This window comes from Elizabethkingia bruuniana (genome assembly GCF_002024805.1).
Lineage (GTDB): Bacteria > Bacteroidota > Bacteroidia > Flavobacteriales > Weeksellaceae > Elizabethkingia > Elizabethkingia bruuniana.
In genome coordinates this window covers 1,684,990-1,707,837 of sequence record NZ_CP014337.1, presented here as the reverse complement: position 1 = coordinate 1,707,837, position 22,848 = coordinate 1,684,990, and the positions used below count along the sequence as shown (strand labels likewise).

Below are 22,848 nucleotides of genomic sequence, written 5' to 3'. Positions count from 1 at the left end.
ATGAAAAGAATAAATAATATATGGCTTTTTGCAGGCGCTGCGTCGATGCTGGTTGTTTCATGTAAAGTAACCGATCCGTACCATAAACCTGAAATTTCAAATGAAAAGCTAAACCGATTATATGGTAAAGAAATCAATGCTCAGGATAGTTTGTCTACTGCAAACGTATCCTGGGATAAGATTTTCTCTGATACCAATCTGCAGAATATCATTAGAAAAACCGTGCAGAATAATCTGGATCTAAGAATTGCAATTTCCAGAATTCAGCAGTCAGATGCTTATTTCAAACAAAGTCAGATGGCCTTTTTGCCAACTATAAATGGAGGTCCTACAGCTACGATTTCTAAAAATAGTCCGGCAGCGCAGGTTAACCCACTTTTCCCAACACACCATATCGAAAATTTCCAATTGGGTATTAATACCGGTTGGGAAATAGATGTCTGGGGTAAACTAGCTTCTGCTAAAAGAGCCGCTTATGCAACGCTTTTATCCAGTGATGCTTCCAAAAGAGCTGTTCAGACACAATTGGTAGCGCAGGCAGCGACACTTTATTATCAGTTGCTGGCTTTTGACAAGCAGCTTGAAATAACCAATCAGACTATTGATATCAGAAAGAAGCAACTTGAAACCATTAAAGCATTAAAAGAAGGTGCAATCTTAACGGGAGCAGATGTTGCCCAAAGTGAGGCCAATTTATATGCTGCCCAGGTTTCGGTTCCGGATATTGAACTGAATATTAAAACTACCGAAAATGCACTTTCATTGCTAATGGGGGAACCTCCTTTAACAATAGAGCGTAGTAATTTAGACGGACAGGCAGTTTATTCAGATCTGAAAACAGGAGTTCCTTTACAGATGGTAAGAAACAGACCGGATGTTCAGATGGCAGAGTATAACTATCAACAGGCATTTGAAGCTTTAAATGTGGCTAAAGCAGATGTTTTTCCTGCGCTTAATATTACAGCCGCATTTGGATTATCTTCTCTAAAGATAAAAGATTTGTTCAGAGATTCATTTATGTATTCAGCCAGCGGAGCGCTTAGCCAGGTTATTTTGGGCAAAGGAACCAAGAGAACTCAGGTTAAGGTTTCTGAAACTCAGAAAGAACAGGCATACCTTACTTATGAGAAAAGTGTGATTACAGCCGGAACTGAAGTATCGAATGCTTTGTATTCATACCAAATGGCTGTAGCTAAAGAAAACACCAGAAAGCAACAGATTGAAACATTGGCTAAGGCTGTTGATTTCAATATGGAGTTGCTAAAATATACTTCTAAAACTAATTATACTGATGTATTAACGTCTGAGCAGAATTTACTGGCAGCACAACTTGCCGGAGTAAATGATAAACTGCAACAGTTGGTGGCTTCTGCTAATTTTTACAGAGCTGTAGGAGGAGGACAATTTTAAGCGATATATGAACGTTAAACTAAAACTATGGAACTAGAATTCAAAGACCATCTCAGCCCAATGCTGAAAGATGGAGTAATCAATTATCTTATTGATATCGACGGAACGATTACGGACGATGTCCCGAATGAAGAACCGGAAAGGATGAAAACATGTAAGCCGTTTCCGGATGCGCTTGCAACCATCAACAGATGGTACGACGAAGGGCACCAGATTTGTTTTTTTACATCCAGAACCGAGGACTTACGGGAAATTACCGAGATATGGCTGAGAGATAATGGATTTAAGTTTCATAGTGTTCTTTTGGGCAAGCCAAGAGGTGGTAATTACCATTGGATAGATAATCACCTCGTAAAGGCTACACGCTATAAAGGAAAGTTTACAGATATGATAGAAAAGAAAGTGAAAATAAAAGTTTTTAAAGATTAATATGAAAAAGATTTTAGCCAACGATGGGCTTTCAGGGAGTGGAATAAAAAAACTAATTAATTATGGCTTTCAGGTCATCACAGATAAGGTTCCGCAGGAGGAGCTAATTTCCTATATTAATACCAATCAGATCGATGTTTTGTTAGTGCGTAGTGCAACAAAAGTACGTAAGGATATTATAGACAATTGTCCTTCTCTAAAGATTATCGGAAGAGGAGGAGTTGGTATGGATAATATTGATGTAGAATATGCCAGAGAAAAAGGACTTAAAGTAATTAATACGCCAGCCGCTTCATCAGAATCTGTTGCCGAGCTTGTATTTGCGCATTTATATTCTGGTATTCGCTTTCTTTATGATTCCAATAGACAAATGCCTTCATCAGGAAATACTGAGTTTGAAAAGCTTAAAAAAGCTTATGCTGGCGGTATAGAGTTACGTGGTAAGACAATAGGGATTATAGGCATGGGCAGAATTGGCATCGAAGTAGCAAGAATAGCACTTGGACTTCGTATGAAGGTGATTGCCGCTGATACGTTTGTAGGAAAAGCAAATATTGAAGTGGACTTCTATAATGGTCAGTCTATCAATGTAGATATTATTACAGAACCGATTGAACAAATATTGAAAGAAGCTGATATTATCACGCTCCATGTTCCTGCACAAAAAGGTTTTGTAATCGGGAAAGAGCAACTTAACATGATGAAAGATGGTGTAATGCTGATTAATTGTGCCAGAGGAGGTGTTATAGATGAAGAAGCTCTACTTGAAGCTCTGGACTCAGGAAAAGTACGTTTTGCTGGCCTGGATGTATTTGAAAATGAGCCGGCTCCTTCAGACAAGATATTAGCGCATTCTAAGATTTCTTTATCTCCACATATCGGAGCAGCAACATTAGAAGCTCAGGATCGTATTGGAGAAGAATTAGCGGATCAGATCAACGAAATTCTATCATAAACACATTACGTATAAAATATATGGCCGGAGGTTTTCTTCCGGCCATTTTTTGTTTTAAAAATTAAAAATATTAGAAAGGATTTATAATATTTGCAGTTAGTAGAACTATATAAAAAAATGCCGGAATACATTCCGGCATTTTTTTATATGATAAGAAGAATTAATTAGTTCTTCTTCAATTGATCGCGAATTTCCATCAATAATTTATCAGTAGAAGATGGTTCTGCTGCAGGCTCGTCTGCTTGTTTCTTTTTCATTTTGTTAATACTCTTAACCATTAAGAATACTACAAAAGCTAATAGTAAGAAGTTGATAGCAACAGTAATAAAGTTACCATAAGCAAAAATTGCTGCATCCGGAGCTAGTTCTTTAGCCTTAGCCAAAGTAGCGCCTGCTGGGATAAGCTCGGAGCCTTTTCCCATTGCAAAATAAATACTGCTGAAATCAGGTTTTCCTGCAATAGCAGCAACAATTGGCATTACAAGGTCATCGATTACACTGGTAACAATTTTACCAAATGCTCCACCAATAATTACCCCTACTGCCAGATCAAAGGCATTACCTTTAATAGCAAATTCTTTAAATTCTTTTATAAATCCCATAGTGCTTTGTTTATTATTTGTACAACAAAAGTAATGAAAAATTATTTTTCCAGTTTATTTTTTTTAGAATAAAGCATAATAGCAAAACCTGCAAGCATAAACGGAATACTTAAAACTTGTCCGGTATTAAGGCCTGCAAACTGGATAAATTCGTCTCCCTGAGGTTCTTTCAAGAATTCTACAAAGAATCTAATTGCCCAAAGAATTATGAAAAATAAGCCAAATAGCCATCCTTGCTGATATTTCTTATCAGTCTTACGGTAAAGATACCAAAGAAGGATAAACAAAAGAACGTAGCCTATAGCCTCAAATAACTGGCTAGGGTAGCGTGGTACTGTAATACCATACTCGCTGCTCTGCTGAGGGAATAGTATAGCGAAAGGAGAATTTGGATCTACCTGTTTTCCGATAATTTCAGAATTGAAGAAATTACCCATTCTTACAAAAGCACCACCTAAAGCGACTACAATACCAAGTCTGTCATAAACCCAGAAAGGATTCTTTTTGATAATTTTATAGGAATAATAAAGTGTTGTTAGGATTAGAGCTATTGTAGCACCATGACTTGCGAGTCCTGAGAATCCGGTAAATTTGAATTCAGGTTTTGTCTGGATAGGTAAAAATACAGACCAGAAGTCTTGTTTGAATAATTCAGGTTGATAGAAAATAACATGCCCTAAACGAGCTCCTAGTATAGTACCAATTAAAGTCCAGGTAAAAAGAGGATCCAGGTATTTCTGGTCTACACCATCTATCTTGAATATTCTCTTCATCAGGATATAACCAAATCCAAATGCAAAAACGAACATTAAGCTGTAGAAATGTAATGTAATAGGTCCTAACTTAAATCCTACAGAGGGATCCCATATTTTGTAAGGAGTTTCCAGTTCAGCTTTCGCGCCTTCCTCTATATCATTTTGTGGATTCAAAGGCTTATAAAAATATTTGTAATCTTTTGGATTACTGGTGTCTGCCGGTTGGAATTTTTTATTCAAAAGCTTATAGCCTTTAATCTTATATTCCTCGAAAACCGGAGTGGAAGCATACTCGTTTATAGAGCTGTTCAGAATAATCAGAATGTTATTGTTTTGGGGTTTCTGAGCGAAACTTCCGAAATCTCTGCCGGATGTAGTGGCAAAAATCTTCACAGGGATTTTTTTCTCTTTATTTACAATCAAAGTTCCGTCGGATAATCCCTCAGTATGATTCTGAGAGAATAACCCCTGAGCGAACAACGCAAAAACGAATAAGTAGATTCTTAGAAGAATATTGTTCATTTATAGATAGTTTATTATTAACATTTATGTTTCCTGGGAACAGGGTCGTAACCACTGCCGCCCCATGGATGGCAACTTAGTATTCTTTTAGCACCCAGATAACCGCCTTTAAACAGACCGTGTATCTTTAATGCTTCAAGTGTATATTGCGAGCATGTGGGTGTATATCTGCAATTTTTTCCCAGCCATGGTGATATAGCATACTGATAAAATCTTATCAGCATAACGAAAGGGAAAATCAATATTTTATTTAACATTCTCGACTTTAATACTCACAAAAATAGGCGAAATTTCTGTAAATTTGGAAACTTAAAGCATTAAATATTATGCTTTCTATTCTGATTTCATGAGCACAATTATCCCTTTAGCAGAAAAACTGCGACCAAAGAATTTAGATGAAGTTATCGGGCAGGAACATTTAACCGGTCCAAATGGCCCTATACGTAAAATGGTAGAGCATGATACACTGAACTCTATTATATTCTGGGGCCCTCCGGGAACTGGGAAGACAACACTTTCAGAGATTATTTCAGAGAATTCCGGAAGAAAATTTTTCAAACTCAGTGCCGTGTCCTCGGGTGTTAAAGATGTACGTGAGGTTATAGATCAGGCCAAGCAGCAGAATCTTTTCTCAGGCAAAAGTCCAATTCTGTTTATCGACGAGATCCACAGATTCAATAAGAGTCAGCAGGACAGTTTGTTGCATGCTGTAGAAAAAGGCTGGATTGTTCTAATCGGAGCAACGACCGAAAACCCGAGCTTTGAAGTAGTATCAGCACTGCTGTCAAGAAGCCAGGTTTATGTTTTAAAAGCTTTAGACTACGAAAAGCTTGAAGACCTTGCAGATGTTGCTGTTGAAAGATACAATAAGGATTCCGGAACAAAATTCAGTTTAAAAGATAAAGCTGCATTTATCCAGTATTCTGGTGGTGATGCCAGGAAGCTTATTAATTCTGTTGAAATTGTACTGAATCAGTTTCTTCATAGTAAAAAAACAGAAATTGAGAATGAAGATGTACTAAGTGTTCTTCAGGAAAATATGGCACTCTATGATAAAAATGGAGAGCAGCATTATGATATTATCTCTGCCTTTATAAAATCCATAAGAGGTTCAGATCCTAACGGGGCTGTCTATTGGCTGGCCAGAATGCTGGTAGGAGGGGAAGATATTAAATTTATTGCCCGCAGGATGCTTATTTCTGCTTCAGAAGATATTGGATTGGCAAACCCTAATGCTCTTATTATGGCTAATAATTGTTTTCAGGCAATTAATGTCATCGGTAATCCGGAAGCAAGAATTCTTCTAAGCGAATGTGCGGTATATCTGGCAGTATCACCGAAGAGTAATTCGGCTTATATGGCGATTAATGATGCTATGAGTTTGGTAAAGCAAACTGGAAATCTTCCTGTGCCGCTGCATTTGAGAAATGCACCTACCAAATTAATGAAAGAAATGGATTACGGAAAAGAATACAAATACGCTCATAGCTATGAGGGTAGTTTTGTAGATCAGGAATTTTTACCTGATGAGATTTCCGGAACAAAATTCTATAATCCGGGGAATAACTCTACCGAGAAGAAAATAGACGCAGAACAGGAAAAGAAATGGAAAGGAAAATATAAATAAAATTAGAAGTTAGAAGTTAGAAGTACGAAGTCAAGAATATTCTTATTTCTAAATTCGTACTTCTAACTTTGTATTTCGTACTTAAACTAGCTTTCCAGCATATATTCTGAATAGTGACCTAAAGGTTTTATATTAGCACCAATACTTTCCAGTTCTTCAAATGAATTTTTAATCAATACTTCTTTCCAGGGGCCATCGATATTGATGAAGAAGAAGTAATTTCCTAAACCAGTCTTAAGGGTTCTGGATTCTATCTTACTAAGGTTTAGTTTTCTCCATGCAAAAACAGACAATACCTGATGCAAACCTCCGGCATGATCTTCAGGAAGTGTTACCAAAAGACTTGTCTTTTCGGTTACTTTTGGCAGTTCGGTTATCCAATCAGCCTTTTTCTTAGAAATAACGATAAAACGGGTATGGTTTTGTTCAAAATCCTGAATATTACTATTGATGATTTTTAACCCATATAGCTTAGCAGCAAACGAATTGGCTACCGCTGCAATTTTGCGTTCAGGAGTTTCTGAAACTTTTTTAGCTGCCGCAGCTGTTGAAGCAAATTCCTGTTTTACTACTTCAGGATAATTCTTATTCAGAAAGTGGTAAGACTGCGCAAGTGCCTGTGGATGCGAATAAATCTTCTCAATTTCTTCACTGTTATCATGAGAAGGATGAATCATCAACTGATGTGAAATAGGCATTACAGCTTCGGCTTCTATAATAATATTACTGGTGTCATACAAGTAATCTAGAGTCATAGAGACAGTCCCTTCAATAGAGTTTTCCAAAGGAACTACAGCTTTGTCTACCAAGTCATTTTTAACCGCCAGAAAACAGTCCAGAATACTGGATTGTGGAATTAGTTCTTCATTTGGAAAAATTTGGGTAGCGGTTAACTGAGTGAATGAGGCTTGAGGCCCGAGGAATGCTATTTTCATAAGACAAATGTATGGATTTATCTGTTTTTTCAGAAAGCTTTAGGGTAATTTATTTACCTGTTGACTTATAAGTAAATCAAAATGTTTGTTTTTAATTACTTGCATCTCCTTTTTCCAAACCTTCTTCAATTTTTTCCTGTGCCTCAACATGATCTTCAGTATTAGCATCAAATTTTTCACTTTTATCCTGTGATCTTATAACTAAAGAGAGACTAATAGGGAAGTGATCGGAGTCAACAGACTTTTCAACTTTCATATTGACTAAACGGAAGTGCGGACTTATAAAAAAATGATCAAGAGGCCATCTCAGAAACCAGTATTTTGCATGAAAAGTATTGTACATTCCACGACCTCTGCGGGCATCTAATAATCCGCTTGTTTTTAGAAATAATTTTGTAGTGTGCGACCAGGCAACGTCATTCAAATCGCCAAAAACAATAGCTGGTTTTGCATACTCTTTTGCCTGTTTACCTACCAGAAGAATTTCGGCGTCTCTTTCAGTACTTTCTTCATTTTCCTGCGGAACCGGAGGAGTAGGATGTATACCATAAAGTCGTACCACATTATCATTATATTCTACATCTGCGATGATCGAAGGAATTTCTTTACTGACCATATATCTGACTTCTGAATGTAATAATTTTAACTTCGAGTAAAACAATAAACCATAAGTGTTATCTAACGGTACTTCAATTTTATAGGTGTATTTATCTGTAGCTTTTTTTAGGCCGTTTTTCCAGTGGTTATCTGTTTCCAGAAGAAATACAATATCCGGATCTTTGGATTCGATTAGCTGACAAAGTTTTGTGTGATTAGTGTTGTCCTGATAGACATTACAAACCAATAAATTCAATGCTTTCTCTCCAGTCTTCGGAACTGTTCTGTCAATCATTTTCTTGCCTAAAAAGGTATAGGGAAGAATGAGATAAGTGAGATAAAGAATACATAAAATCTGGAGTCCTAAAAGAACTTTCTGAAAGTTGTTAGGTTCTTGAAATATGAAAAACCAAGCTATTGAAAGGATAATAAGGATAACGAATTTTTGAAACCTTGGGTAATCAAAAATCCGAAATGTCCAGTAGTCGTTTTTAATAAAAGGAATCAGCACGCTTGCAATTGCCAGTACCGACAAAATTTCAAAAATTATCTGTAGTATAGCCATTGTCTATTCCGATTTCATTACCGGAGTTCTTTCCGAAATACCATTAGAATTAAAAGCTTCAATCTGGAAGTAATAAGCATCACTCTTATCGGCTCCGGTAAAGTAATATTCATTCTTACCATACACCATAATACTTCCATATAATTTGTCCGGAGATTTGCCAAAATAGATAACATAACCATCCGCCAGATCATTCTGTTTCCATTTAAACCATACACTTCTTCTATCAGCATTTTTTCTTGATTCCGCTCGGAGTGCAACAAAATTTTCTACTGCCGATGGTTTTTCTCCAGCCCCCTTACCAAATACACGGAATCCGCTTAAAGCAAACTTTCCGGTAGGCATTTTCAGGTTTTCCATTTTCAGAAAACGTGCTTTCACCGGAGTTTCCAACTCAACATAATCGTGCGGTACATCTTTTTGGTTTTTGCTTTTGTCTACAATTGTTTTCCAGGATTTTCCGTCATTAGAAGCATAAATTTTATACTGGTGCATTTTGTTTAGTGTTTTGCCTAAAAACTCTGCGTCCTGATCGGCATAATTAATCTGTATGGCGTTGACAGTAGAGATATCGCCTAAATCTGTCTGATACCATTCTCCGGCATTTCCGGTTTTAGCACTCCAGTAGGTTTTAATGTCTTCATCTACTGCCAGGTTTGGCTGGAATCCGCCTAAAGTAGAGGAAACCTGAACGGGTTTCTGATAATTGAGCAGCATCCATCCGGCAAAAAGTCCTTTGCTAAAGTCTTTTCCCTGTGCATATTGTGGGAGGTAAGTAGGGTAGTCACCATAAGCTGTATTGGTGTACATAACATCATCTTTGTCGAATCCGGCAGGCCAGATACCCATTCTTCTTTCAAAGTTATTTTTAGTTGATATAACTATGGTAGAAATATGCCACCAGTTTTTGTAATTATCTTCAAATGTAGCACCGTGTCCGGCTCCTCGGGCAAATCCGCCGGGTTTGTAAGAAAAAGGATTGTGGCTCTGGTAGGTAAAGCCCTCCAAAGGTTTGTCACTTACATAGACGCCATCTCCGTAGCCACTGAATTCTGTTCCCGGAGCGCCATATTGCAGGTAATATTTGCCATTATGCTTGGTCATCCATGCCCCTTCTATAAAAGGCGGCAAAAAGGTATTATCATTATACTCTCCAAATCTTTCCCAGCCATGCTCTGAAGGCTCTAATCCTAAAAGAGGTTTTACATAACCTTCAGATTGTAAAGTTTTGGTATTAATCTCTGTTCCCAAAATAGGATAGGCATTACTGGAGCCCCAGTATAAATAAAGCTTGTCTGTATCTTCATCATAATGGAAGGCGGGATCCCATGCACCTACTTTAAACTCTTTTACAGCAATTTCCCAGTTGTCTTTGGTTGGATCTGTACTTTTCCAAATCGGGAAATCAGGATTGTGGGTAGAACCAATAACATACATAGCATCTTTCATTACAAAGACAGCCGGTGCACACAATTCGTCATATACTTTATGTTGTGGAAGAAGGAATTTACGGGACACAAATTTCCAGTTTAGCATGTCATCGCTCCACCAGTAACCCCACTGGTTTGTAGAAAACATGAAATATTTTCCTTTGAAAGTTACAATTACCGGATCGGCAGTAGCCCTGTGCTTTCCCTGTGTTGCAAAATTAGGAATAGGCGTGTAGCCGTAATCTACATTTACAGGATTGGCATATGTTTTTTGCTGGGCATTGGCTATAAATACTGAAAGTATTGCTGCTCCGAAAAGAATCTTCTTCATAAACTAGTATATACAATCAAAGATAAAGGAAATCAAATGAATGGAGCGTATTAAAAAGCTAATACGTGCAATTTAGTTGCTAAATAAGAAGAGCGAAAATAAAAAACCGCAGGAAAAATCCTGCGGAGTAGTTCATTAAGAGTAGTAAAAAAAATTAAGATTTAACTTCAGATCCCATTCCTTCACTTGAAGACTTAAACTTAAGATCTGGAAAGCTATGAATCTGATATTTATTCCTTACATCGATTTCTTTTTTCAGATTTTCATAACTTTTAGCATCGTCAATGGTCATATTTTCAAACCAATAAACTTTTAGCACATTATTCTGATCGAAAACCAGTTTAGCTTTTTCAGCTTCACTATCAGTTTTGATCACAACGCTGGCCATATAATTAGCATTCACATCTTCGTTCAGATATACAATATAATCTGAATTACTAAATCCGGAGTTTTCCAGGTCGGTCTCCAGTTTTTTGTAGTCGCGTTGATTATTAAATAATCCGGTTATGATATTAGACATGGCAAAGATTTTTTTAATCCTCTATAAAGTTATTAAAAAATATTATATAATGATAACAAAATATTATTCGATACGTTCATTCTTTATTTCTTCTACAATCTCAGGGTTTAATAGTGTTGAGATATCCCCGAAATTGCTGAAGTCTCCTTCGGCTATCTTTCTTAAAATCCGTCTCATAATTTTTCCTGAACGCGTTTTAGGAAGTGCAGATACAAACTGAATTTTGTCCAATTTGGCAATTGGACCAATACTATCAGCAATCAGGAGGTTGATTTCTTTTTTAAGATTATCTTTATCACGGTTTTCACCAGTTTCTTTAAGGATTACATAACCATATAATGCATTTCCTTTAATATCGTGAGGGTAACCTACAATTGCAGATTCTGCAACAGCAGGGTGAAGGTTGATGCTGTCTTCAATTGGTGCAGTGCCCAGATTGTGACCTGATACAATAATAACATCATCTACACGTCCTGTAATACGGTAATAGCCAACCTCATCTCTTAATGCACCATCACCTGTGAAATACTTGCCAGGGAAAGCTGAGAAATAAGTTTCTTTATAACGTTGATGGTCTCCCCATATCGTACGAGCGATTCCGGGCCACGGGAAGCGGATACAAAGGTTTCCGGTAACCTGGTTACCTGTTATCTCATTGCGTTTATCATCCATTAATACTGGCTGGACTCCCGGTAAAGGTAAGGTTGCATAGGTAGGTTTAGTAGGTGTAACAAATGGGATAGGGGATATAAGGATACCACCTGTCTCTGTTTGCCACCAGGTATCTACAATCGGGCATTTTTTATTTCCTACGTGGTCATTATACCAGTGCCATGCTTCATCGTTTATAGGTTCACCTACAGAGCCAATAACTCTTAAACTGCTAAGATCATGCTTGTCCACCCATTCAGAATTTTCTTTAGCCAGAGAACGGATAGCTGTTGGCGCAGTATAGAATTGGGTTACTTTATGTTTCTCAACTACCTGCCAGAAGCGATCTGCTTCAGGATAACTAGGGACGCCTTCGAAAATAATAGTAGTGGCACCATTACATAATGGACCATATAATATATAAGAGTGTCCAGTAATCCAGCCTATATCTGCCGTACACCAGTAAATATCATTTTCCTGATAATCGAATACATTTTTAAAAGTATAAGCGGTATATACCATATAGCCGGCGCATGTGTGCAACATACCTTTTGGCTTACCAGTAGAACCGGATGTGTAAAGTATAAATAAAGGATCTTCCGCATCCATTACTTTGGTAACAAAATCAGAAGAAGCTTTTTCATAATAATCATCTAACCAGAAATCTCTTCCTTCTTTCATTTTAACTTCAGTATTGGTACGTTTTACCACCAATACTTTTTCAATACCTGTATTATGGTTGTCCAAAGCCTCATCTACAATACCTTTAAGGTCAAGTGCCTTGTTTCCTCTATAGCTGCCGTCAGAACATACAATTACTTTTGCACCACAATCCTGTGCTCTGGAAGCTATTGCAGAAGAAGAGAAGCCAGCGAAAATAACAGAATGTACAGCTCCCATTTTGGCACAAGCCAACATTGTTACTGCCAGTTCCGGAATCATAGGTAAATATATACATACACGATCGCCTTTTTCTACTCCCATTTCAGTTAGTACATTGGCCATTTTGCATACTCTTTCATGCAAATCTTTATACGTAATATGCTGTGCCTCTTCTTTAGGATCATTAGGTTCCCAGATTATAGCTGTTTTATCTCCTCTTTCATTAAGATGCCTGTCCAGACAATTTTTGGTAATATTTAGTTTTGCGTTTTTAAACCATTTGATGTTGGCTTCCTCCATATCGTATTCCAGAACCTTGCTCCATCTTTGGTACCATACGAAGTTTTCATCTGCAATTTTGTCCCAGAATTTTTTAGGGTTTTTAATGGATTTTTTATACTGTTTAAAATAATCAGGAAGGTTGTGCACCTTATAGTTGTTACTCATGGATTATAGATTTTTGTTTTTAATCAATTCAAAGAAGAAAGTTAGTGATTTTTCAGGAATTGCAGATATAACTTTTCTGTTAATATGCCTTTTAAGCGGATAAATCTTTTATAATTAAGATTGAACATAAAATTTAACCTTTTTTAAGGAGGATTATTTGTTTAGCAATATAATTTTGTTGTATATTTGCACCCAATGGAAACATTGCACCCTACTATACAAGTACAAGACGTGAAATTTGATGGCTTACCAGCCATAAAGATATTTATTTTTTAAAACGAAGGCTTTTTGGTCTTCGTTTTTTTTATGCTTAAACTATAGATAATATGCTAACAATAACCGAACTAAGTACAGAAAAGATTGAAAAAATTCTCGAAGAAGCTGCTGAATTTGCTAATGGTAAACAAGCTAAAATTGTAGGTGATTGCTTTTGCGCAAACATGTTCTTCGAAGACAGCACCCGTACCAAAACAAGTTTTGATATGGCTGAAAGAAAACTCGGACTACAAGTCGTGCCTTTTGAAGCAATGACCAGTTCGGTTAACAAAGGAGAAAGCTTATATGATACTGTAAAAACAATAGAATCTATAGGTGTAAATATTGTTGTCATTCGTCATAAAGAAGATCATTACTTTGATCAGCTGGACAATATTAATATTCCGATTATCAACGGTGGTGATGGTAAAGGAAACCATCCAAGTCAGTCAATGTTGGATTTGTTGACAATAAAACAAGAGTTTGGAAGCTTTGAGGGACTAAAGGTCGGTATCGTAGGCGATGTGAAGCATAGCCGTGTTGCCAACTCAAATGCTCAGGCTTTAAGAAAACTGGGTGCAAGAGTTAGCTTCTCCGGTCCATCCAAATGGTTTGATGAAGGCGCTATTATCAATGGTACTTATCAACCCCTGGATGAGCTTATAAAAGATGTAGATGTACTAATGCTTCTGAGGATTCAGCATGAAAGGCATGATGATAAGATGAGCTATACAGATGCTGAATACCATAAGAGGTACGGGTTGACATTAGAGCGTGAAAAAACAATGAAACCCAATGCTATTATTATGCATCCGGCTCCAATAAACAGAGGTGTCGAAATAGATGATACTCTGGTAGAATGTAAGCGCTCAAGAATCTTCACTCAGATGAAGAACGGTGTTTTTGCGAGAATGGCTATCCTAAAAGACGAGCTGGAAGCAAAAGGCTACACATTCAAAACTCTATAAGTAACAAAAGAATAAAGCAAATAATTTAATATAAAAATATAGTGTACAACATGGATTGTACATTGTACAGGAAAATAAAATGAAGAAAAAGCTAATATTAGAAAGCGGCGAAGTTTTCCACGGGGTGGGATTCGGTGCCAACGTAGACACAGAAGGAGAAGTAGTTTTCAATACCGGTATGTCCGGCTATCAGGAACTTATTTCAGACCCTTCGTATTGTGGTCAGATCGTATGTATGACATATCCGTTAATTGGGAATTACGGTATCAACAGAGACGATTATGAGTCTATCGAACCTGCTATGAAAGGATTAATTGTGAAAGAAGTTTGTGATTTCCCTTCTAATTTCCGCAGCCAAATGGATCTGGATGAATTCTTTAAACACAAAAACTTAAGTGGAATTTCCGGAATCGATACCAGAAAGCTAACGAGACTTATCCGTAGCAAAGGGGTTGTCAAAGGAAAAATCGTTGACGAAAATGCTGATGAACAAGCTGTTGTTGAAAAACTAAAAGCAACAACATTCCCAACTAACCAGATTGAAGCTGTATCTACGAAAACCAATTATGCAAGCCCGGGACGTGGGTTAAAAGTAGTTTTAGTAGACTTTGGTGCAAAACTGGGAATCCTTAGAGAACTGACTCAGAGAGATTGTGATGTAACAGTCGTATCTCAAGATATCACAGCTGAAGAAATCATGATGATTAACCCGGACGGGATTATGTTGTCTAATGGTCCTGGTGATCCGGAGGACGTACCACATGCTCTTGAAATGATCAGAGGTCTTTTAGGAAAAGTTCCAATCTTCGGAATCTGTATGGGGCACCAGCTGATAAGCTTAGCTTGCGGAGCGAAGACATTCAAATTGAAATTTGGCCACAGAGGAGGAAATCACCCTGTATTAGACCTTAAAACAAATAAAGTAAGCATTACCTCTCAAAACCATGGTTATGCTGTAGATCAGGAATCTTTAAAGAATACTGATCTTGAAGAAACTCACATAGCACTAAATGACAGAACCAACGAAGGTGTAAAACACAAAATACACCCTTGCTTCTCAGTTCAGTATCACCCGGAAGCTAGTCCAGGTCCTGAAGATGCAAACTATCTATTTGATGAGTTTATTAGTATGATGTACCAATTTAAAAATGTATCAGTTTAACAATAATTAAAATGATTAATTTCGAAAACAATCCTTTAATTGAAAAGACAGTTAAATTCTCTTTAGATATTATAGTGTTCTGTGAGTTATTGGAAAGTAAAAAGAAATTTGTTATTGCTAAACAATTATTACGTTCTGGAACAAGCATCGGTGCAAATTCTTTCGAAGCACAAAATCCATATAGTAAAAAAGATTTTGTCAATAAAGTGAAATTAGCAGCCAAAGAGCTTGAAGAAACAAAATATTGGCTATATCTGTGTAAACATTCTGAAAATTATCCATTCAATGATAATTTGGAAACACAGATTATAGAAATTGGAAAAATTATTTATAAAATTTTAAGCACAAGTTTATCAAAAGAAAACGGTGAATAAATATTGTTACACTGTTAGATTGATAAATTGTTACATTTTAAACCTATGAAAAGAAACGATATAAAAACTATTTTGGTAATTGGTTCCGGACCTATTATCATCGGACAGGCTGCAGAATTTGACTATGCAGGAACGCAGGCTTGTTTGGCACTAAAAGAAGAGGGATACCGAGTAATATTGGTAAACTCTAACCCTGCAACAATTATGACAGATGTAGAGATTGCAGATAAAGTATATATCGAGCCTATCTCTCTGGAATTTGTAAGCAGAATTATCCGTAAAGAAAGACCAGATGCTTTACTTCCCACTTTAGGAGGTCAGACGGGTCTTAACATGGCAGTGGAACTTGAAAATTCTGGAATCTTAGAAGAATGCAAAGTAGAAGTTTTAGGAACTAAACTTTCAGCAATTAATCAGGCTGAAGACCGCGACTTGTTCCGCGAACTAATGAGAGAATTGAAAGAACCAGTTCCTGAATCTGAAATTGTAACAACAATACAAGGAGCATTAGAATTTGCTCAGAATATAGGCTATCCGGTAATTGTAAGACCGGCCTTTACACTTGGTGGAACAGGTGGTGGTATTGCATCTAACGCGACAGAGCTAAAAGAAATTACAGCTAATGGTCTTAAATACAGCCCGGTTACACAGTGTCTTATCGAGAAATCTATTGCCGGATTCAAGGAAATAGAATACGAGGTAATGCGTGATGCAAACGACAATGCCATCGTAGTGTGTAACATGGAGAATATAGATCCGGTAGGTATCCACACCGGAGACTCTATCGTAGTTGCACCATCTCAGACATTATCCGACAGAGAATATCAGCTTCTTAGAAATGCTTCTCTGAAAATTATCCGTGCCCTGGGAATTGAGGGAGGATGTAATGTACAATTAGCTTTAGACCCGCATTCATTCGATTACTATATTATCGAGGTTAATCCAAGAGTTAGCCGTTCATCTGCCTTAGCTTCAAAAGCAACAGGATATCCTATCGCTAAGTTGGCTGCAAAAATCGCAGTTGGTCTTACACTGGATGAGATGATGAATCCGGTTACTGGTAAAACTTATGCTTGCTTCGAGCCTGCATTAGACTACGTGGTAACAAAGATTCCTCGTTTCCCGTTCGATAAATTCGAAACAGCAGACAGAAAGCTTTCTACACAGATGAAAGCGACAGGAGAGGTAATGGCTATCGGAAGAAACTTCGAAGAGTCTATTATGAAGGCTATCCGCTCTCTGGAAACGGGTATTCAACACTTAGGCCTGAAAACTAAAGCAGCAGAAGCTTTAACTCCGGCTGATATCGAAAGAAGAATTCGTGTAGCTGACGACGAGAGAATGTTCATTATAGGAGATGCTTTAAGAAGAGGTTACTCTTGGGAGCAAATCGTAGAATGGAGTAAGATAGACAAGTTCTTTGTATGGAAATTCAAAAAGCTTGTAGACTTTGAAAAGACGATTGCTGAGAATCTTAAAAATGCTGAAGTTCTGAGAGAGGCTAAGAAACTTGGATTCTCTGATGTAAACATCGCTCACCTTTGGAATGTGACTCAGGATGAAGTTTACAAATTCCGTAAGGAAAACGGAATCATCCCGGTATATAAAATGGTTGACACTTGTGCAGCAGAGTTCGAATCTGAAACACCATACTTCTACGGAACTTATGAAGAGGAAAACGAAAGTGTTGTAACAGATAAGGAAAAGATTATAGTATTAGGTTCAGGACCTATCCGTATCGGACAAGGAGTTGAATTCGACTACGCAACGGTACACTCTGTATGGGCGATTAAAGAGATGGGTTACGAAGCTATCATTATCAACAACAACCCGGAAACAGTTTCTACAGACTTCTCTATCTCGGACAAATTATACTTCGAACCATTAACAGAGGAAGATGTAATGAGTATTATCGACCTTGAGAAGCCTAAAGGAGTTGTAGTACAGTTTGGAGGTCAGACAGCAATTAACCTTGCTGATAAATTAGCTAAACATGGTGTTCAGATTCTGGGAACTTCATTAGAAGATCTTGACAGAGCTGAAAACAGAGATAAATTCGAGCAGGCACTTCAGGAACTTGGAATTCCTCAGCCACTAGGAAAAACATGTTTCTCTAAAGAAGATGCAGTTGTAATTGCCAATGAAATTGGATATCCCGTTTTAGTACGTCCAAGCTACGTATTAGGAGGACGTGCAATGGAAATTGTATACAAGCAAAGTGAACTGGAACATTACATGGAATTTGCTGTAGAAGCAAGCCCGGAACAGCCGGTACTAATCGACCGTTATCTAACAGGTAAAGAGGTTGAAGTAGATGCTATCTGTGATGGAGAAACAGTGGTAATTCCAGGGATTATGGAACATATTGAAAGAGCCGGAGTTCACTCCGGAGACTCTATCGCAGTTTATCCGCCACAAAATATCTGCCAGGAAAATCTTAATGATTTGGTAGACTACACCATCCGCCTTGCAAAAGGACTTAAAGTAGTTGGATTAATGAATATTCAGTATGTACTAAGCGAAGGAAATGTATATGTAATCGAGGTTAATCCAAGATCCAGCCGTACAGTACCATTCTTAAGTAAAATTACCGAAGTACCGATGGCAAATATCGCTACAAAAGCAATCCTTGGTAAGAGTCTTAAAGAACAAGGTTATGAAAATGGTCTGGTACCAAACAAAGAAGGAATCTTTGTAAAAGTACCGGTATTCTCTTTCAGCAAGCTTCACAAAGTAGATATTACCTTAGGACCTGAGATGAAGTCTACAGGTGAGGTAATGGGGAAAGATATTACACTGGAAAAAGCACTATATAAAGGTTTGATCGCTGCAGGAAGAAAAGTGCCATTACACGGAGCAGTATTGTTCACTGTAGCTGACAAACATAAGCCTGAAGCATTTGACTTGGCCTCCAGATTTGCAAATATTGGCTACAAGATTTATGCAACAAACGGAACAGCTAAATATTTCGAAGAAAACGGAGTTCGTGCTGAAGTAGTAAACAAAGTAGATGACTCTGCTGAAGAAGATTTAATCGACCTGATCCAGAAAGGAGGAATCCAGTTTGTGGTAAATACGATGACTAAAGGAAAAGAGATCGAAAGAGACGGTTTCCGAATCCGTAGAGCAAGCGTTGAAAACGGTGTGCCATGTCTAACATCCATGGATACTGTAGAAGCTCTGGTAAAAGTAATAGAGTCTATGACTTTCCAAATGCAGGAAATGTAATCAACAGATAGACAATAAATAAAAAATAATAGCCCCGAAAGGGGCTATTTTAATTGTATATGTTTTTATATTTTAATTCAATTGGATTACTCCCTTTTTCCTTAATATATTTTTGAGCCATATCGTTCATTTCTTTTTTTGTAATCTTTTGTGGATTTCCATTCTCATCTTCTTTTGCCATTGGCATATTTCTAGCTGCTGCTTCTGAAAAAGGATCATTATAATAATTCATAGAAAACTTTTGAAAAGTTGGGAAATCCATAATAATTCCTTTTTTCATCTGAAATAAATTGCCATCAAAGTTTTTTACTTCATTTAAAGAAAAAGCATAATCGTTCTTATCGTCAGTTACCTGAACTATGAGACCCGGGAGACCATTAAATATATATGGGCCTTCCGGAATTGGAATCTCTGTTGTAAACCAAGCGACCCAATGTCTACCTCCATAATCTGTTTCCGCTTTTTGGACAGTATAACTCCCTATTTTGCTATTTTCCGAAAGGATCTTCCAATTTAATTTTTCATCTATTTTAATCAAGTAGCGTCCAAAAAAATTTCTGACTTGTTTTAGTATTTTGTTTTCTTTTAAATCTTTATTGATATAAAATTGCTCTTCAAAACAATAACTACTTCCAAAGCCATATTTTCCATTTGATAATAAGGAATCTGATTTCCTTTCTGAAATAGATCTGAAAATAGATTTGTTATCGGAAACATCTAAAACATAATTTCTTTCTACGGAATCTTTTCCTGTACCGTCATTGTATTTTAAATGGTATACAAATGTTTTTTTCTGCGCTGAGAGCTGTACAGACATTAGTATTATTGTAAGTATATATATTATTTTCATAATTCAGTATAAATTTAAAAAAGCAATAAGGATAATCCTCATTGCTTTGTCTTAAACTGAAAGACATCTGGAGCAAGTCTCTCCGGGTCTTCCAAAAGCGCCACATGCCGTTCCGGGAGGACAATCACTGCTTCCACTACACATATCACCACCACCACAGTACTTATCATTTGGGTCATGTTCTAATCCCTCAGGTTGTTGATAAATTCCTCCAAATACGTTCTTTAATTGTGCTCTGAACAATTTCTTTCCATTAGAAGCACCAAAATTGATTTTTTTCATTTCTAAAAAAAATATGGTTTGGCTTTCTAAAATAATAAATATTTTTTACTAATAAATTAGAAAGTGTTAATTTAAATATAATATTAGGTATTTTATATTTAAATAATTCTTTGGTGTTAAATGGAAGGCCGCTCTTGAATGGGAGCGGCCTTTTTCTTATTCTATAGATTTTTTGATATTACTTATTATTTCAGTGACCAATAAAACAATTCTTCGTCCATTTCTATTTCTACGAAGTTTAATTTTGTAAGTAATAATGCAGAAGCATAATTATCAATATAGCTTCGTGCAGTTATTTCTTTAATAATTCCGGTTGAGAATGCCCATTGGATGAGCATGCTAACAGCTTCTTCTGCATAACCCTGTCTTCTTTCCTCTTTTTTTATCCCGTAACCTATATCTGCATTTTGTTCTGCACTATTGTAGCCTTTAAAACCCACATCACCAATTACTTCTCTGGTATCTTTTCTTACAATCATCCAGGATTCAAATCCTGTAGGCCCATCCACTAAAGATAAATTATTCTGAATTCGTGGAAGTGTTTCCAGAAAATCTGTATCGGGCCAGTTTATTCCTCTCTTTATATTTAATGTATCCAAATCACAATAGTTATGATTCAATATATTTTCACACATTTCTTTTGTAAATGGAATAAGGATTAGCCTTTCAGTTATAAGATGTTCAATTTGTAATTTTTCCGCTTTCATAAATAATTAAAAGATTCAATAATCTCGCGCAAAACTACTGATTTCATTTTAAGGACAATAACGAAACTATATAAAACATATATGCTACAGAATATTGTAATATTTGAGTAAAAGAAAATCCTTTTTTATTCGGGCATTTGCAAAATGTTTTTTACTTTTAAATAAAAATTTCCTAATGAAAAAACTCGCCTTTAGTTTAGCCTTATTTGCAAGTGTTCTGGCTTATTCACAGTATACTTTACCTGTTGCCAGCCCAAGAGCCGCTACAGAGCAACAATTCTCAGTTTCTAAAATCAAAATTGATTACGGAAGACCTTTTCTTAACGGAAGAAAAATTTTTGGTGGTTTAGAACCTTATGACAAAGTATGGCGTTTAGGAGCTAATTCTGCAACCTTAATTTCATTCGGGCAGGATATTTTATTTGGTGACAAATATATAAAGGCAGGGACTTATGCATTTTATGCTATTCCTAAAGCTAAAGAATGGGTTCTTATTCTGAATAAAGGTGTCGGAAACTGGGGTGCATACGATTATAAAGAAAGCGATGATGTTGCAAGAGTAACGGTTCCGGTTAAAACACTTACGAGTAAAACAGAAGTTTTTACAATTAACCTTACACCGGTTAATGCTTCGCAAACAGATATAGAGATTTCATGGGACAATGTTCAGGTAAAGCTACCTGTAAAAGTGGCGAATGAATCGGCTGTTAATCTTATTGCTGAACAGCTGAAGAGCATTAAGAAAATCGACAGTGATGCAAGAAAAACAGCAGAGAAAAAATAAAACATACAGGCGGGCGAAAGCCCGCTTTTAACTTTAAAAATAATGACAAACCAAATGACAACCGTACCTATTCCTGAAGTTTTGGAAAATGATGATGTAAAACTTGTTCTGGTTAAAGAATCAGATTTTGAAAAGATTTATGAAATTGGCTCTGATCCTAAGGTATGGGAACAGCATCCGAATCCTACGCGATATCAGAAAGATATATTCACAACCTTTTTTCAGGGAGCTTTAGAAAGTCATGCTGCTTATCTTATCTATGATAAAAAGTCCGGAGAATTGGCAGGAAGCACTCGCTTTTATGATTATAATGAAGTTGATAACAGTATTTTTATAGGTTATACTTTTTATGCAACTAAATTCTGGGGAACCGGTATCAATCCAAAAGTAAAACATTTGATGATGGATTACATTTTTCAGTATGTCGACAAAATCAACTTCCACGTAGGGGAAGATAATAAACGTTCACGTATTGCTATAGAAAGATTGGGTGCAAAGCTCAAAGAAATTATAAGAGTTGCCTATTTTGGAGAACCAGACCGCATTAATGCATGGTATGTAATAGACAAACCTGAGACTGGTAACTAAATATTTATTTCTGTAATTACTATTTTTTAAAGTGGATTTTCGTTTAAAGATATTCTGTTCAGCAGCAGAACATAAAAGTTTTACCAAAGCAGCACAACTCAACTTTATCACTCAGCCTGCTGTTACCAAAAACATAAAAGAATTAGAAGGGGAGCTTGGAGTTAGCCTTTTCGAACGTAAGAATGCAAGGGTTGAATTAACTCAGGCCGGAAAAGTATACTATGAATATGCACAGCAACTGCTGAAAGTATATGAAGAGGCCCAATTTAAAGTAAATGAGCTGAAAGGAAGCTTTAATGGAAGGCTGAATATAGGAGCAAGTACTACAATCGGGCAGTATATACTTCCGAGGGTCTTGGCTGAGTTCAAGCAGAAACATCCTCAGATTATCATCCAGATGCTGAATGCCAATACAGAGGAAATTGAAAAAGAATTACAGGAAAGTAAAATTGATCTGGGCTTTATCGAGGGACATTCCGGAAAATCCAGTTTAAAATATGAGCCCGTAATGGATGATGAGATCGTTGCTGTTGTACACCGGAATCATCCTTTATTTGCTCAGGAAGAAATTAGTATTAACGAGCTTAAAGAACAGGATTTTGTTCTTCGTGAAAACGGCTCTGGTAGTCTCGATGTTATAGCAGATATTTTTAATAAAAATCAAATACGTTTAAAAGATCTTAAAGTTCAGGCTCAGTTAGGAAGTACAGAGAGTATCAAAACATTTTTAGAATATAGTAATTGTATTGGTTTCCTCTCGATTCATTCTCTTAAAAACGAGTTGCTATCTGGTAAGTTTAAAGTACTGGAGATAGAGAATTTTAGTATCAAAAGACAATTCAATGCTGTCTACATGCATGGCAACTTTGATGGTATACCCAAACTGTTTTTAGATTTCTTTTATATGTATAACAAAAAGTTATAGATTATAATATTTTTTGATTAGTTTTTGGAATGTTTAATTCCGAGCTTTGCTTCATGAAATTTAAAAT

22 protein-coding genes are annotated in these 22,848 nt (G+C 36.6%); 11 read left to right on the top strand and 11 right to left on the bottom strand.

The window, feature by feature from the left end:
* From AYC65_RS08000 to AYC65_RS07990, 3 genes are read left to right on the top strand one after another with little or no spacing between them, the layout of a single operon-like run.
* Positions 1–1,410, top strand: a complete 1,410-nt coding sequence (locus tag AYC65_RS08000; protein WP_034867240.1) for a TolC family protein — start codon at positions 1–3, stop codon at positions 1,408–1,410.
* A 27-nt stretch (positions 1,411–1,437) separates the two neighbouring features.
* On the top strand, positions 1,438–1,839 hold the full coding sequence (locus AYC65_RS07995) for an LNS2 domain-containing protein (RefSeq protein WP_034867239.1): 402 nt from the start codon (positions 1,438–1,440) through the stop codon (positions 1,837–1,839).
* Between the two features lies 1 nt (position 1,840).
* Positions 1,841–2,794, top strand: coding sequence for a D-2-hydroxyacid dehydrogenase (locus tag AYC65_RS07990; protein ID WP_034867238.1), 954 nt, complete (start codon positions 1,841–1,843; stop codon positions 2,792–2,794).
* A gap of 164 nt (positions 2,795–2,958) precedes the next feature.
* On the opposite strand, the gene mscL is transcribed toward AYC65_RS07990, so the two are convergent.
* From mscL to yidD, 3 genes are all read right to left on the bottom strand, one after another.
* Positions 2,959–3,396 carry a large conductance mechanosensitive channel protein MscL gene (mscL, locus tag AYC65_RS07985; protein ID WP_034868209.1) on the bottom strand — a complete coding sequence of 146 codons (438 nt, stop codon included), beginning with the start codon at positions 3,394–3,396 and terminating at the stop codon, positions 2,959–2,961.
* A 41-nt stretch (positions 3,397–3,437) separates the two neighbouring features.
* Positions 3,438–4,283: a prolipoprotein diacylglyceryl transferase gene (lgt, locus tag AYC65_RS07980; RefSeq protein ID WP_034868492.1), complete on the bottom strand. Its 846-nt coding sequence runs from the start codon at positions 4,281–4,283 to the stop codon at positions 3,438–3,440.
* A gap of 407 nt (positions 4,284–4,690) precedes the next feature.
* A complete protein-coding gene (gene yidD, locus AYC65_RS07975) occupies positions 4,691–4,930 on the bottom strand; it encodes a membrane protein insertion efficiency factor YidD (RefSeq protein WP_034868211.1) in 240 nt (79 codons plus the stop codon).
* An 89-nt stretch (positions 4,931–5,019) separates the two neighbouring features.
* On the opposite strand from yidD, the gene AYC65_RS07970 reads away from it, so the two are divergent.
* A complete protein-coding gene (locus tag AYC65_RS07970; protein ID WP_034868213.1) occupies positions 5,020–6,300 on the top strand; it encodes a replication-associated recombination protein A in 1,281 nt (426 codons plus the stop codon).
* A gap of 86 nt (positions 6,301–6,386) precedes the next feature.
* On the opposite strand, the gene pheA is transcribed toward AYC65_RS07970, so the two are convergent.
* The 5 genes from pheA to acs form a co-directional block, all read right to left on the bottom strand.
* Positions 6,387–7,235, bottom strand: a complete 849-nt coding sequence (gene pheA, locus AYC65_RS07965; RefSeq protein ID WP_034868215.1) for a prephenate dehydratase — start codon at positions 7,233–7,235, stop codon at positions 6,387–6,389.
* 91 nt (positions 7,236–7,326) lie between these two features.
* Entirely contained in the window at positions 7,327–8,397 is a 1,071-nt protein-coding gene (locus tag AYC65_RS07960) for an endonuclease/exonuclease/phosphatase family protein (RefSeq protein ID WP_059333761.1), read from the bottom strand.
* 3 nt (positions 8,398–8,400) lie between these two features.
* Positions 8,401–10,158 (bottom strand): discoidin domain-containing protein, encoded by a 1,758-nt coding sequence (locus AYC65_RS07955; RefSeq protein ID WP_034868219.1) that lies wholly within the window; start codon positions 10,156–10,158, stop codon positions 8,401–8,403.
* A 154-nt stretch (positions 10,159–10,312) separates the two neighbouring features.
* Positions 10,313–10,678: a hypothetical protein gene (locus tag AYC65_RS07950; protein ID WP_034868220.1), complete on the bottom strand. Its 366-nt coding sequence runs from the start codon at positions 10,676–10,678 to the stop codon at positions 10,313–10,315.
* A gap of 63 nt (positions 10,679–10,741) precedes the next feature.
* On the bottom strand, positions 10,742–12,658 hold the full coding sequence (gene acs / locus AYC65_RS07945) for an acetate--CoA ligase (RefSeq protein WP_034868222.1): 1,917 nt from the start codon (positions 12,656–12,658) through the stop codon (positions 10,742–10,744).
* A gap of 326 nt (positions 12,659–12,984) precedes the next feature.
* Between acs and AYC65_RS07940 the strand changes: the two genes are divergently transcribed.
* The 4 genes from AYC65_RS07940 (at position 12,985) to carB (ending at position 18,645) form a co-directional block, all read left to right on the top strand.
* Positions 12,985–13,881, top strand: a complete 897-nt coding sequence (locus tag AYC65_RS07940; RefSeq protein WP_034868224.1) for an aspartate carbamoyltransferase catalytic subunit — start codon at positions 12,985–12,987, stop codon at positions 13,879–13,881.
* Between the two features lie 79 nt (positions 13,882–13,960).
* Positions 13,961–15,043, top strand: coding sequence for a carbamoyl phosphate synthase small subunit (locus AYC65_RS07935; protein WP_034868226.1), 1,083 nt, complete (start codon positions 13,961–13,963; stop codon positions 15,041–15,043).
* 11 nt (positions 15,044–15,054) lie between these two features.
* Entirely contained in the window at positions 15,055–15,417 is a 363-nt protein-coding gene (locus AYC65_RS07930; protein ID WP_034868228.1) for a four helix bundle protein, read from the top strand.
* 45 nt (positions 15,418–15,462) lie between these two features.
* Entirely contained in the window at positions 15,463–18,645 is a 3,183-nt protein-coding gene (gene carB, locus AYC65_RS07925) for a carbamoyl-phosphate synthase large subunit (protein WP_034868230.1), read from the top strand.
* Between the two features lie 49 nt (positions 18,646–18,694).
* On the opposite strand, the gene AYC65_RS07920 is transcribed toward carB, so the two are convergent.
* From AYC65_RS07920 to AYC65_RS07910, 3 genes are all read right to left on the bottom strand, one after another.
* Complete coding sequence (locus AYC65_RS07920; RefSeq protein ID WP_034868232.1) at positions 18,695–19,495, bottom strand: GLPGLI family protein; 801 nt, start codon at positions 19,493–19,495, stop codon at positions 18,695–18,697.
* A 51-nt stretch (positions 19,496–19,546) separates the two neighbouring features.
* Positions 19,547–19,777 (bottom strand): hypothetical protein, encoded by a 231-nt coding sequence (locus AYC65_RS07915; protein WP_034868234.1) that lies wholly within the window; start codon positions 19,775–19,777, stop codon positions 19,547–19,549.
* Between the two features lie 185 nt (positions 19,778–19,962).
* Positions 19,963–20,484, bottom strand: coding sequence for a GNAT family N-acetyltransferase (locus AYC65_RS07910; protein WP_034868236.1), 522 nt, complete (start codon positions 20,482–20,484; stop codon positions 19,963–19,965).
* A gap of 175 nt (positions 20,485–20,659) precedes the next feature.
* Here AYC65_RS07910 and AYC65_RS07905 point away from each other — a divergent pair, with 175 nt between their 5' ends.
* Genes AYC65_RS07905 through AYC65_RS07895 form a run of 3 tightly spaced genes read left to right on the top strand, consistent with a single transcriptional unit; the run spans position 20,660 to position 22,781 of the window.
* The gene (locus AYC65_RS07905; protein WP_034868238.1) at positions 20,660–21,268 is read left to right on the top strand and encodes a DUF2911 domain-containing protein; all 609 of its coding nucleotides are present in this window, start codon (positions 20,660–20,662) and stop codon (positions 21,266–21,268) included.
* A 42-nt stretch (positions 21,269–21,310) separates the two neighbouring features.
* Complete coding sequence (locus AYC65_RS07900) at positions 21,311–21,856, top strand: GNAT family N-acetyltransferase (protein ID WP_052114642.1); 546 nt, start codon at positions 21,311–21,313, stop codon at positions 21,854–21,856.
* 31 nt (positions 21,857–21,887) lie between these two features.
* Positions 21,888–22,781, top strand: coding sequence for a LysR family transcriptional regulator (locus AYC65_RS07895; RefSeq protein ID WP_034868240.1), 894 nt, complete (start codon positions 21,888–21,890; stop codon positions 22,779–22,781).
* The last annotated feature ends 67 nt before the right edge of the window (positions 22,782–22,848 follow it).

What these genes read in the sequence shown, in the direction of transcription:
- AYC65_RS08000 (WP_034867240.1), top strand. Translation starts at nt 1, where the DNA reads ATGAAAAGAATAAATAATATATGGCTTTTTGCAGGCGCTGCGTCGATG.
- AYC65_RS07995 (WP_034867239.1), top strand. Translation starts at nt 1,438, where the DNA reads ATGGAACTAGAATTCAAAGACCATCTCAGCCCAATGCTGAAAGATGGA.
- AYC65_RS07990 (WP_034867238.1), top strand. Translation starts at nt 1,841, where the DNA reads ATGAAAAAGATTTTAGCCAACGATGGGCTTTCAGGGAGTGGAATAAAA.
- mscL (WP_034868209.1), bottom strand. Translation starts at nt 3,396, where the DNA reads ATGGGATTTATAAAAGAATTTAAAGAATTTGCTATTAAAGGTAATGCC.
- yidD (WP_034868211.1), bottom strand. Translation starts at nt 4,930, where the DNA reads ATGTTAAATAAAATATTGATTTTCCCTTTCGTTATGCTGATAAGATTT.
- AYC65_RS07970 (WP_034868213.1), top strand. Translation starts at nt 5,020, where the DNA reads ATGAGCACAATTATCCCTTTAGCAGAAAAACTGCGACCAAAGAATTTA.
- pheA (WP_034868215.1), bottom strand. Translation starts at nt 7,235, where the DNA reads ATGAAAATAGCATTCCTCGGGCCTCAAGCCTCATTCACTCAGTTAACC.
- AYC65_RS07960 (WP_059333761.1), bottom strand. Translation starts at nt 8,397, where the DNA reads ATGGCTATACTACAGATAATTTTTGAAATTTTGTCGGTACTGGCAATT.
- AYC65_RS07955 (WP_034868219.1), bottom strand. Translation starts at nt 10,158, where the DNA reads ATGAAGAAGATTCTTTTCGGAGCAGCAATACTTTCAGTATTTATAGCC.
- AYC65_RS07950 (WP_034868220.1), bottom strand. Translation starts at nt 10,678, where the DNA reads ATGTCTAATATCATAACCGGATTATTTAATAATCAACGCGACTACAAA.
- acs (WP_034868222.1), bottom strand. Translation starts at nt 12,658, where the DNA reads ATGAGTAACAACTATAAGGTGCACAACCTTCCTGATTATTTTAAACAG.
- AYC65_RS07940 (WP_034868224.1), top strand. Translation starts at nt 12,985, where the DNA reads ATGCTAACAATAACCGAACTAAGTACAGAAAAGATTGAAAAAATTCTC.
- AYC65_RS07935 (WP_034868226.1), top strand. Translation starts at nt 13,961, where the DNA reads ATGAAGAAAAAGCTAATATTAGAAAGCGGCGAAGTTTTCCACGGGGTG.
- AYC65_RS07930 (WP_034868228.1), top strand. Translation starts at nt 15,055, where the DNA reads ATGATTAATTTCGAAAACAATCCTTTAATTGAAAAGACAGTTAAATTC.
- carB (WP_034868230.1), top strand. Translation starts at nt 15,463, where the DNA reads ATGAAAAGAAACGATATAAAAACTATTTTGGTAATTGGTTCCGGACCT.
- AYC65_RS07920 (WP_034868232.1), bottom strand. Translation starts at nt 19,495, where the DNA reads ATGAAAATAATATATATACTTACAATAATACTAATGTCTGTACAGCTC.
- AYC65_RS07915 (WP_034868234.1), bottom strand. Translation starts at nt 19,777, where the DNA reads ATGAAAAAAATCAATTTTGGTGCTTCTAATGGAAAGAAATTGTTCAGA.
- AYC65_RS07910 (WP_034868236.1), bottom strand. Translation starts at nt 20,484, where the DNA reads ATGAAAGCGGAAAAATTACAAATTGAACATCTTATAACTGAAAGGCTA.
- AYC65_RS07905 (WP_034868238.1), top strand. Translation starts at nt 20,660, where the DNA reads ATGAAAAAACTCGCCTTTAGTTTAGCCTTATTTGCAAGTGTTCTGGCT.
- AYC65_RS07900 (WP_052114642.1), top strand. Translation starts at nt 21,311, where the DNA reads ATGACAAACCAAATGACAACCGTACCTATTCCTGAAGTTTTGGAAAAT.